Genomic DNA, 10,937 nt, shown 5'->3' on the forward strand with positions numbered 1-10,937 from the left:
GGCCACGCGCTACGACAAGCGCGGCCACGTCTTCCTCGGCACCGTCACCCTCGCAGCGATCCTCATCTGGCTCCGCTCATGATCGGAGAGACATCGCCTAGCCGGCTGGCTGCAAGGTCCAGTGGTGCGGTTCGATGGGGGCCGGCCTCACCACGAGCCGGCCGGTCACGCCGGGATCGTCGACTAGCTTCCCCCACGAGGCGGACCGGTCGCCGGGGGTGTGCTCGATGTCGGCCCACACCGTGCTGCCGGGCCCGGCGGAGCCGTAGAAGACGGTCCATTCGGCGTACCGGTCGCAGTTGTCGCTGATCCCCACCTTGTGGTCGTCCGTCAACCTCAGGCAGCCGCGCGGGGCCGAATTCGGCACGGAGACGTTCATCGTTGCGTTGGGCCGTTGCTGTACCTGCCAGTTCGCCGAGGTGTACGTGCTGTCCGTGCAGTCGCCCAGTGACACTGTGCCGACAGGTCCGTGCAGCTTGGGCCAGACCAGGCACTTGCCGTCCGTGAGGGCCGCGAACCGGTAGACCCCGTCGATGAGCGGGGCGGCGTGGGCGGGCTGCGCGAGCGCCGAGGTGGCCGCGATGGCGGCGGCCATGAGGGCGATGACTCGTGAACGCATGGGACGGACTCCTCGAACAGCCGTGGTCGAACCGATCGCACGGCACTGACACGGTTTGCACGCAATCCGCCGGAGACGGCGACGGCACCGATCCTGGAACACCGGCCCGCCCGGGTAGCAGTCGACGGTCGCCGCTGTCACTCGCCTGGCCGAGTCACGTCACCCGACGGTGTGGTGGCTCGGGCTGCGGGTGTCGTACGCCAGTGGCCCAAGGACGGGCAGGTATCGAAGTGATGTTCGGGGGCGATCGGCCCTCGGGGGCCGGTGCGGACGGTCGGGGGGGAAGATGTCGAGTCATATTCGTTCATGATGTGACCAATATGAAAAAGTAGGGCCGGTCCATACTTACCGCACCTTTACCCTGATCGACGGACCGGTCTGACGACTCGTCAGTCCGGCTGTCGATCAGAGGTGGAGAACCAGTGCTGAGAAGCCCGCGTCCGCCCATGCCGATCACCGCCCGAAGCCGCCGCACCGGCCGCCGTCCGCTCGGCGCCGCCACGGCCGTCGCCGTCACCTCCGCGCTCCTGCTGCTGGGCCTGGGGGGCGTCGCCCCCGGGGCCGGCGCCAGCCCGGCCGACACCGCCGTCGGGGCGTCCGCGCTGGTGAAGACCGTGCAGAACGCCACCCACCCGGGCGCCGCCACCGCCGAGCACGGCGACACCCTGAACTGGGCCGTCACCTACCGCGGCGGCACCTTCGGCGGCGCCGCCGCGCCCGCCGTCGTCACCGACCCGATCGCGGGCGCGGGCAACTTCCAGACGTACGTGCCCGGTTCGCTGAAGGCCCCGCCCGGGTGGACGCCGTCCTGGTCGACCGACGGCAGCACGTTCGGCGCCACCGACACCGGCACCGCGACCACCGCCGTCCGGGCCGAGAACCCGGTGCTGCGCGGCGTCGGCACCGGCGTCTCCCCGCTGCTGCTCGCCCCCGTCCAGCCGACCGCGCAGTCCACCGGCGGCGACGGGTTCACCCCGATCCTGCACCGGACGGCGTCCGGCGAGATCCAGTCCTGGAATATCTACCACCACGCCGCGCGTGGCGCCCCGCAGGTGGTCTGCCTCAGCCTGACGGCCGGTCAGCCCTGCACCGGCGGCCCCTGGCCGCGCCCGCTGAACACCACCGTCGGCCCGCTCGGCAGCGGCGCCACCGGTGACATCGGCAGCCCGCTCACCCCGCAGTACGTGTTCGACCCCGCGCACCCGAACCAGGTGCTGTACCCCGCCGTCACCGCCGCCGCGGTCGGCGTCGGCTGCCTGGACCTCGACGCGCAGGCGAACTGCGGCTTCACCGCCCTCACGCCCACCGGCGGCTCGCCCAGCAGCGTCAACAACCTCGCGGGCCTGGTGAGCTCCGGCGACAACCTGTACGGCGTCGCCAGCGACGGCCGGGTGCTCTGCCTGGCGCTCGCCACCCGCACCCCGTGCGCCGGCCAACCGTACGCGCCCGTCGCCCCCGGCAACCGTGACCTGCCGAGCACGCCCACCGCGCTCTACTTCGGCGCGCTCACCGCGGTCGGCGACAAGGTCTTCGTCTCCAGCTCGCCGCAGGCCGGCACCTCCACCGTCCCCGGGCCGCCCGCGCTCGGCTGCTTCGACACCGCCGCCCTCACCACCTGTGCGGGCTGGGACACCCAGCACCCCGCCGGGCCGAACGCCAACTACTACACCTACAACGCCTACACCGCGTACGACACCGCCGGGCACCCCGACGGCGTCTGCACCAGCACCGTCGGCGGCGCCAACGTCCTGACCACCTGCTACGGCCTGGACGGCTCCGTGCACGCCGCGCCGAGCAGCCTCGGCGCGCTGGCCGGCAACGTGCTGACCTTCAACCCCGAGACCGTCACCACCGATACCGGCACCCGCAGCTACTTCCCGATCTGGGGCGGGGGGGTGGCCGGCGCGACCGTCTGCCACGACTGGGCCACCGGCGGCCCGTGCGCGGGCTTCCCGCTCCCGGCCGGGCACCCGAGCGCCCACGGCGGCGACACCCGCGACTACGGCTACAGCTACGACTCCACGACCCGTTGCCTGATCGGCCTCGGCGACGCCGGCGTGCTGTTCTCGCTCGACCCGACGACCGGCGCCAGCCCCTGTGTGCACAGCGGCGCCTCGGTCACCCTCGAACCCGGCGACTTCTACTGCGACGGCGCGAGCGGCCACGTCCAGGGCTACGACAAGGTCCGGCTGACCGACATCGACCTCTCGCACATCACCCTGTCGGCGTCCCGGGTCCTGGTCACCGACCCCGACGGCACGCCCGTCGCGACCCCGGCGCTGGGCGCGGACGGCACGGTCGACCTGTCCGGCATCTCCGTCACCGGGCACCCGGCCCTCACCGTCACCGCGCAGCTGGTGCTGACCACCTCCGCGGACTTCGCCGACGGCAACCACCCCTCCCTGGTCGTCGAGTACCGGGGTGACGGGCCGCAGGTCTGCTTCCGCACCACCGTCGCGGCCGCCTGCACCGCCACCGCCGTCACCAACACCGCGAACGGTAGCGACGCGAACGGCGCGCTCACCTCCAACACTGTCACCACCGCGGTCGCGCCCGGCACCGGCTGCCAGCCCCGGGTCACCGTGGAGAAGGAGATCTGCGGCTCCGCCAACTCCCACGACTGTCTGCCCGGCGGCCCCGGGCCCTGGGCCAAGACCAGCCCCGTGGGCCTGCTGGGCCTGCTCGGCACCGCGCACTGGCGGATCACCGTCAGCAACGCCGGACCGGTCGACGCCGCGTCCGTCACCGTCAACGACGCCAGCACGCCCGCCTGCCGGCAGGCCGCCGGCACGTTCGCCCTCGCGGCCGGCACCAGCCGCGCCGTCTACTGCGACTCCCTGCTGCTGGCGCTCCCGCTGAGGAACACCGCCTCCGCGAGCTTCGTCGCCGCGAACGCGCCCGCCGGCACCACCCCCACCACCACCGCCCCGTCCGCGGCGGTGGCCTGCTCCCTGCTCTGCATCCTGGCGGTGCCCGGCAAGGACTGACCCCGCCCCCGATCGGTACGCACGACGCCCCGCCCCCGAACAGGTGGATTCAACAACTCGTCGCAACGCGGCGGGGTTGGGAAGGTCTTCAGGCAGCTCGAAGAAGCGCTTGGCCGGGGTGTCCCAGCCAAGCGTCTTCCTGGGCCTGGGGTTGAGTAGACGTCAGAGGGCGGTATGTCCATTTCTGGATGATCTGGTGCCGCCCGTTCGTGGGTGCGGAGTCGTTCGGGCTGACGTGCATGTCGTGCGCATGATGCGGTCGCGGCATGAAACGGATGCCGTACTCAACGGATTTGTCCGACGGGCAGTGGGCCTTGGTCGAGCCGCTGCCCACGGCCTGGAAGCAGGAGCGGGTGTCGCGCTCGGCGACCCGGGACCCGGGCTCCTGCGACCTGCGCGAGGTCGTGAACGCGCTGCTGTACCGGAACCGGACGGGCTGCCAGTGGCAGCTCCACCTGGGAGCTGCTGGCCGCCGCAAGGTGCGCCCGGATGCGGTGTGGGAGGCCCCGGAGACCGGCGTGCCGGTGCTGATGGTGGAGGTGGACCGCTCCACGATGTCCCCGGTGCTGGTGGCGGCGAAGTTCGCCGGCTACCGGGAGCTGTCCCGCGCCAAGTCACGGGACAACGACCCGGTGCCGGCCGAGGAGTCGGCGTCGGAGCGGATGACGCACTGGTGGCGCAGGGCCTACCCGGGACCCGCCCGCGAGAGCTACCCGCCCGTCGCCCTGGTCCTCGCGGACGCCAGCGCGAAGCCGCTGAACAACCGGGCCGCCATGATCCGCGACCCGACCGCCGAGTTCTGGCGCGGCCGGCGCCGCACCGAGGACTACTCGACGGACAGCTGGCTCGACTACGGCGACTCGATTCCGATCCTGGTCGCCTCGCTCGACACGCTCACCCGGCTCGGCCCGATGGGCGAGGTGTGGTGGCGCTACGGCCGCGACGGCCTGCTCTCCTTGACCGACGCTCTCGACAACCCGGGGGACCACGCCGCCTACAAGCAGCGGCAGGCCGACCGTCTGGCCGAGGAGGAACGCCGGCACCGGGAGGCGATGGAGGCGCTGGCATGCGTGGACTGCGGCGCGGTCCCGGAGCGGAAGGCGGTGTGGACCCAGGAGATCCGTGGGTACTGGACGAACCGCGAGGGCGGCACCTGCCACCCCTGCCACCAGGAGCGCGAGGCGGCCCGGGGCGGGGTCCCTCGCAGGGCTGCGGGTGTGCGGTGGCCGTCGGCTCCGGCGGCTTCGCGTAGCCGGTCCGGGAGAGAGCCCGGCCGCGGGGCACCGGCGGCAAGGATTGCTGTGGGTCTGCCCAGGTCCAGGACCCGGGGTGGGGTAATCCCCACCCCGGGTTCGGGGGAAGACCTGTGATCGTTTGGGGGGTGTGCCTCGTGTCGGCGGGCAGGTGGGGGCGCCTAGCGTGGTGGTCACGAGATCGAGGCAACGCGCCGCACCCGGCAGGGTGGCGCCGCAGTGGAGCCGCAAGGGTGCTCCGTACCGGGTGCCTCGGCGACAGGGGTGCGGGACAACCATGCGTTCGTCCGTCAGGACTCCGCTGCGCTGCGCGGCGGTCGCGGCCGTGTCGATGGCCCTGCTGGCCCCGGTGTCGGCGCAGGCCGATGCCGCGCCGGGCGGGACCGCGGACCGGATCGCGGGGGTGGATCTGGACCGGGTGACGATTCCGGGCCTGCAGCAGGCGATGGAGCGCCACCGGCTGACCTCCGAACAGCTGACCGGGCTCTACCTCGACCGGATTCGCCGACTGAACCCGCGCCTGCGGGCGGTGGTCACCGTCAACCCCGACGCGCCGGCCATCGCGCGTGCGAGCGACCGCGCACGGCGCGTCCACGGTGCGCGCGGACCGCTGGAGGGCATCCCGGTCCTGCTCAAGGAGAACATGGACACCGCCGACCGGCAGCCAACCACAGCCGGTTCGACAGCGCTGTCGGCGGCGAAGCCCGCCCAGGACGCGGAACTGGTCCGGCGGCTGCGCGAGGCCGGGGCCGTGGTCCTGGGCAAGGCGAACATGACGGAGTGGGCCAACTTCCGCTCCCCGATGGCCGTCGCGGGCTGGAGCGCGGTCGGCGGCCAGACCCACAACCCGTACGTGCTGGACCGCAGTACGAGCGGTTCGTCCAGCGGATCGGCGGCGGCCGCGGCGGCGAGTCTGGCGGCGGTGACGATCGGCACCGACACGGGCGGCTCGATCGTGGACCCGGCGGCCACCACGTCGACGGTGGGCGTGCGCCCCACGCTCGGGCTGGTGAGCCGCGCCGGCATCGTGCCGATCACCAGCCGCCAGGACACCGCCGGCCCTATCGCCCGCAACGTCACCGACGCCGCGCTGACCCTGTGGGCGATCCAGGGCCCGGACCCCGCGGACCCGGACACCGCACCCGCCGCGGGCACGCTCCCGGCCGACTACCGCACGGTGCTGGACCGGGGGGCGCTGCGCGGCAAGCGGATCGGCGTCTGGCGCGAGGGGCACACGGGCATCAGCCCCGACGTGGACCGGGTCTTCGACGCCACCGTCCGGCGGCTGAAGGCACTGGGCGCCACTGTGGTCGAGGGCGCGGACGTGCCGCAGCCCGAGAAGCTCCACGAGCACCTGCTCCCCGCCCTGACGACCGAGTTCAAGCATGACGTCAACGCCTACCTCGCCGCCACGCCGGGCTCCCACCCTGCCGACCTCGCGGGCCTGATCGCCTACAATAAGGAGCACGCCGACATCGAGGACATGGCCAGGTTCGGACAGGAGTACTTCGAACTGGCGCAGCAGACCGACGGCAACGTGAACGACCCGCAGTACCGGGCCCACCGCGCCGCCGCGGTCGACCTGGCCCGGCGCGCCATCGACGACACCCTCGCGGCCCACAAGCTCGACGCGATCGTCACCCCCACCACGCTCCCCGCCACGCCGGTGGACTTCCAGCCCGACGCCCCCAGCCCGTTCGCCGGCACGACCGACAACTCAGTGGTGGCCGGCTACCCCCAGATCACCGTACCGGCCGGCTACACCGACCAGGGACTGCCGCTCGGGGTCTCCTTCCTCGGGACCCGCTCCAGCGACGCCCGCCTGCTCGGCTACGCCTACGCCTACGAACAGGCCACCCAGGCCCGCCACGCCCCGAACTACCTCCCCACCCTTCCGTAGCCCGCCCACGGCCCGTGCGGGGCGTCGGGCGCCTAACCTCCGAACCCCCGGACGGCCGGGCAGGTGATGCGGCCGGCCTCGTGATGTTCGGCTGCGGTGTCAGCGGGAGGCGGTTCCACGTCAGCGTCCGTCTGAAGGAGGAGCCGCAGGTGAGGCTACGCGGCTGGGTCGGAGCCGATGTTGGTCCGGACCTCCGCCGCATCCTCGTCTGCGGGGACTGTCAGGCCGGACCGGACCGCGAGAACATCCGCATCACATCTGACCGCGCCGCGAACACGTGGGAGTTCTGCCTGGCCGCCGCCGACGGCCTGGTCCAGGGCGAGGCGGTCCGCGGCTCACCGGCCCAGCCCGTGCCGGTGCCCCGGATGCCGCCGGCTCGCTCCGCTGCTCCTCCCGCCCCAGACCGTCGCCAGCCACCCCGATCGTCGTCATCTGCTCGTCGAGAACGGGCCACGCCAACCATCGACGGTCGGCCGATGTCCTCCGACCCAGACCCGCCTCACCACCACGCCGTAGGGCCCCGGCAGCCGCCAGTGCTGAGTGGCAGCGCGTCCGCGACGCCACCGCCGGCTCTATGACGAAGCGCTACGACCAGGACCAGGACCTCGTCCTCCAGCGCGCGCTGCGCGATGCACGCCACCGCCAGGACATCGCCGACCGCGCCCGCGAGGCCGCCCACCAGGACGGCAGTGCAATCCTGGACGTCCTCGACCTGGAGACCGACGACGACCAGGCCGAGCACTACCGCGAGGGCGAGTACGACGGCGGCGAACCGGACGACCACCGCGATCGGGACGACCAGGACCCCGAGGCCCTCTTCGTGGGCGCCACTCGCAGGAGCCTCCTTTCTAGCCCCTCCCCGGGGTGGCCGGACCACCTGGCCGCCCCGGCCCCGAGCAGCCACCGCCGAGTTGCTCCCGGACAAGGATCGTCCGGAGCGGGTGACGGCGCTCGCGGTCGCCGGTAGCGACAAGCTGAAGGACCGCCGGGCGGCGTTCGCCACCTTCTCGGCCTCCACCGGCGAGCGGCCCGGCGAGGAGGGCGAGGAGTGCTGCATCATCTGCAACTCGCGCCTGCTGAACGAGGGCATCGACGTGGCCGCCGTGGACGCCATCGTCTTCGCGGACCCGAAGTCGAGCGTCATCGACGTCGTCCGGGCCGTCGGCCGGGCGCTGCGGCTGTCCTATCGGCAGGGCAAGGTGTCCTGGGTCATCATCCCCGTCTACCTGCCCACCCCCGAGGTCGGCGACGACACGACGGCCGCCGACCCGGCCGAGGTGCGCGATGCCGGGGAGGCGGCGCGGGCCGAGGCCGACACCGAGATCGAGGCGTCCTCCTTCCGCACGATCTGGCGCGTCCTGCGCGCCCTCGCCGCCCACGACGCGCGGGTGGTCGGCCGGATCACCGAGCTGCGCGCCAAGCGGGCGGGGGAGAAGGACCACACCGCGGTGTCGGAGGCCGGCGCGGGCGAGGACGTCGAGTCCGGGGCGGGCGACGCGGAGCGGCCGGCTCCGACGGAGTCGCCGGTGGAGTGGCTGCGGATCAACGCTCGCAAGCACGCCGTGCAGATCCTGCAGACGGTGAAGCTGCGGGCGTTCAACCCGCGCGCCACCGAGTGGCAGCGCATGTACGGCTTGGCGGCCGCGTTCCGCGCCCTGCACGGCCACCTCGACGCCTCCGACAAGACCGTCGACGGTGACCTGGTGAGCTGGCTGGACCGTCAGCGCTACCTCAAGGGTGCCGGCCTCCTCGCCCCGACCCGTGTGAACGAGCTGGACCGGCTGGACATGATCTGGGACAAGCACGCCCACTCCTGGGAGCGTGGCTTCGCGCACGCCCGAGACTGGGCTGCCCGGCACGGTCACCTGGCGATCCCCGCGGCCGAGAAGCTCGACGGCCACGGCGTCGGCGCCTGGATGGGCCGCCAGCGCAAGAACGCCAAGCTCACCGCCGTCCAGGATGCGAAGCTGACCCGCGGTGGACGCGATGTGGCGGATCGAGCCGGACTGGAACCGCTCCTACCGGCGTCTGCTCGCCTACCTCACCGCCGGCGGCACCCTCGACGGCCCCGCCAACCGCACCGGCGCCGAAGGCGACTCGACCTTCCGACCGGGTGCGTGGCTGCGCAAGCAGGCGGGGGCCCGCGCTGGCGGGAAGCTCAGCGTCCAGCAGACCGTACTCCTGGACGCCGTGCTGCTGGCCGGCGCCGAGCAGGCCGGCACCTGACCCGACCCGCCGGCCCCGGCCGCCAGGCCGAGGTACCCCATCTTCCGAGGAGTGACGGTGACGAACCAGACGAACACCCCCGGGCCTGATTGGGACACGCTGCTGTACAAGCTTGTCGACCGGATCCGGTGCGGCGCCGGTCTCGCTCGGCACCTCGCCGACCTGGTTCAGCATCTCGTCGAATGGGCCAAGGAGTTCAGCCGGCTGGTCGGGGCCGGTCCGCAGCCGGCCACCTGAACCCGACTGTGACGGGCCTACGTTGGGAGGCCACGTTCGACGTTGCCCAGGCGCTTCTCGGCCGGCCCCACGCCGCCCGTGTCTCCTGGAGGCCGCCGAGAGCCTGGCCGTCATCGTTCTGAGAGCCTGTCCCATCCCAATCCAGAAATCTCAACGGCCACCCACGCAAGACGCTCGACCGGGGATTCCCAGTCGAGCGTCTTGCGTAAATCTCTTGCGGCCCAACCGGCAGGGCAACCGTGTGTTGTGACGATTGCTAAAAGCCGCGGTGCCGATGTTCCCTTCCCATTCCGGGTGGGATCAGTACCAGCGCTGGTTATCGTTGTTCCAGTCGGTCCCGTTCACGTAGACACCCCCCCAGCCTCCGTTGCCACTGTTGTCCAGGAACCCGCCGGTCTGGACGTTTTGGAGCTTGAAGCCGGAGCCGGTATTGATCTCACGCCACCGCTGCCACGTGTTCGTTCCGTCACGGCCGGAGTTGCAGTCCTCCGTGTAGGCCTGGTTGCCATATCCCGTCAGGCATCGTCCATAGGAGTCGACCTCATTCCAGGTGCCGTCACTGTTCTGGATATCATGCCAACCGAAGCGGTAGTTCGTGGTTGCGACACCGCCGCCGGCTGAGTTCGAGATGAGGTAGAGGCCGGATCCGCCACTGGTGTGGGAGGGGTTGCCGACTCCGTTCTTCCAGGTGACGTTTCCGTCTGCCGAGGCAGGTCCGGCAAATCCGATTGCCAGGACAGGGACAGTCGCGGCGGCTGCCAGGATGTTGAATATTCGGGCCTTGGTCATTAGAAATCCCCCCAATGAAGAAGACATTTTCCGTGCAGAGAGTCGTTCTGCTTCTCCGAACGGCTTGACAATATCACTAGATCGCATAGAGAAGTGTCCTGCAGTGTCTTCTTTTGTCTGAATTCAGTTCGAATCTTTACGTATGTCTATCTGGGCAGGAGATGGTGCTGGCACTCCGGCGGCGGTTCGCTATTTTGGCTGGTCAGAGGGCCGTATCTTGAATTCAACGATTGACGTGGCGCCAGTGGTGGGTCCGATGCAAAAATCATCCGGCAGGATGGTTTATGGGTGGGCGTGATGCCTCCGGCCAGCCTTCTTGGGTGATCGAGGATCTTGTGGCAGAGCAGGGCAGGGGGAGCTCGAGGAGTTGTTCTCACGGGTTGGTGGCAGGTTCGCCCGGAGGGGCGGGGACGCGGCAAAGCGTCCCCGCTGCCTGACCGGCCGGCGTGTCCAGGCCGGTGTCAGCACATCAGCCTGACCATGCCTTCCTCGCCGCAGTGACCGCCGACGCGGCGGCAAGGGGGCCGCGGAAACGGTTCCCGTGACCTGACGTCGCCCGCCGTGGCGGAAGCCCCGCCGGCTCCTGGCAACTGTCCACCAGACAGGGCAACTTCACTGCCAAGCGCTGAGGCGCCCACTCTCCTGGTCGCTCTGGCGGCTCCGGCGCCAGGCCGTCGCTCGCGGCTGCCAACGCCACCCCGCCGGATGCTCTCCGCGCCGGACCCGCCCCTGACGCCACGCCGGCCGCCGAACCCAGAACACGACCGCTGACCAGTCGAAACAGTGAGCAGTTACTGAAGCACTAGACATCAGTGGGGGGGGGGCCCCGGCCCCCCCCGGGGCCCCCCCGGCCCCACCGCCCCGTGCGGGAGAGGACACCGCCACGCGCGCGGGGCGGGGCGGTGGCCCAACCCCCGGCGGGCGGA

Annotated in this window: 7 protein-coding genes and 1 pseudogene; 6 read left to right on the plus strand and 2 right to left on the minus strand. The window is 71.5% G+C overall.

The window, feature by feature from the left end:
* Positions 1-97: 97 nt before the first annotated feature.
* Positions 98-619, minus strand: coding sequence for a hypothetical protein (locus ACIQTO_RS37730; RefSeq protein WP_402398141.1), 522 nt, complete (start codon positions 617-619; stop codon positions 98-100).
* 446 nt (positions 620-1,065) lie between these two features.
* Here ACIQTO_RS37730 and ACIQTO_RS37735 point away from each other — a divergent pair, with 446 nt between their 5' ends.
* The 6 genes and pseudogenes from ACIQTO_RS37735 to ACIQTO_RS37760 all read left to right on the plus strand — a co-directional run bounded on the left by ACIQTO_RS37735 (position 1,066) and on the right by ACIQTO_RS37760 (position 9,222).
* The gene (locus ACIQTO_RS37735) at positions 1,066-3,606 is read left to right on the plus strand and encodes a hypothetical protein (RefSeq protein ID WP_402398143.1); all 2,541 of its coding nucleotides are present in this window, start codon (positions 1,066-1,068) and stop codon (positions 3,604-3,606) included.
* Positions 3,607-3,872: 266 nt separating this feature from the next.
* Positions 3,873-4,211: pseudogene (locus tag ACIQTO_RS37740) on the plus strand (transposase); the annotation flags it as partial.
* 925 nt (positions 4,212-5,136) lie between these two features.
* Complete coding sequence (locus ACIQTO_RS37745; RefSeq protein ID WP_402398146.1) at positions 5,137-6,759, plus strand: amidase; 1,623 nt, start codon at positions 5,137-5,139, stop codon at positions 6,757-6,759.
* Between the two features lie 574 nt (positions 6,760-7,333).
* Complete coding sequence (locus ACIQTO_RS37750) at positions 7,334-7,726, plus strand: hypothetical protein (RefSeq protein ID WP_402398147.1); 393 nt, start codon at positions 7,334-7,336, stop codon at positions 7,724-7,726.
* The gene (locus tag ACIQTO_RS37755) at positions 7,701-9,074 is read left to right on the plus strand and encodes a Helicase associated domain protein (RefSeq protein ID WP_402398149.1); all 1,374 of its coding nucleotides are present in this window, start codon (positions 7,701-7,703) and stop codon (positions 9,072-9,074) included. The genes ACIQTO_RS37750 and ACIQTO_RS37755 overlap by 26 nt, the downstream gene beginning before the upstream one ends.
* On the plus strand, positions 9,043-9,222 hold the full coding sequence (locus ACIQTO_RS37760) for a hypothetical protein (protein ID WP_402398151.1): 180 nt from the start codon (positions 9,043-9,045) through the stop codon (positions 9,220-9,222). The genes ACIQTO_RS37755 and ACIQTO_RS37760 overlap by 32 nt, the downstream gene beginning before the upstream one ends.
* Before the next feature lie 300 nt (positions 9,223-9,522).
* Here the strand turns inward: ACIQTO_RS37760 and ACIQTO_RS37765 are convergent, their stop codons facing one another.
* Positions 9,523-10,011 carry a hypothetical protein gene (locus tag ACIQTO_RS37765; RefSeq protein ID WP_402398153.1) on the minus strand — a complete coding sequence of 163 codons (489 nt, stop codon included), beginning with the start codon at positions 10,009-10,011 and terminating at the stop codon, positions 9,523-9,525.
* Between the last annotated feature and the right edge of the window lie 926 nt (positions 10,012-10,937).

Origin of the sequence: Kitasatospora sp. NPDC091207, assembly GCF_044768625.1 — a bacterium.
In the GTDB taxonomy this organism is placed as follows: domain Bacteria; phylum Actinomycetota; class Actinomycetes; order Streptomycetales; family Streptomycetaceae; genus Kitasatospora.